The following is a 236-nucleotide window of genomic DNA, read 5'->3' on the forward strand; positions in this document are numbered from 1 at the left end:
TTTCGTCGAGGATTGCGTGATTAATGTGCTGGATCACACCGTGAAAGCTGTAATCGATGACCGCTTTATGGGCGGCATAACCACGATAAACCTCCAGTTGATGGCGTAACCGACAGCCGTTTGGGCCAAATCCCATATGGTCAATAATGGTTGTTGTACCGCCACACGCAGCTGCGCGGGTACCGGTAAAAAAATCATCACAACTGCGCGCGATGCCGACATCAATATTGAAATGC

1 pseudogene is annotated in these 236 nt (G+C 49.6%); it reads right to left on the reverse strand.

The annotated features are described in order from the left end of the window. Positions 1-236: pseudogene (locus FN960_RS24775) on the reverse strand (dihydropyrimidinase); the annotation flags it as partial.

This window comes from Alkalicoccobacillus porphyridii (genome assembly GCF_007293315.1).
Taxonomy (GTDB): Bacteria; Bacillota; Bacilli; order Bacillales; family Bacillaceae_D; genus Alkalicoccobacillus; species Alkalicoccobacillus porphyridii.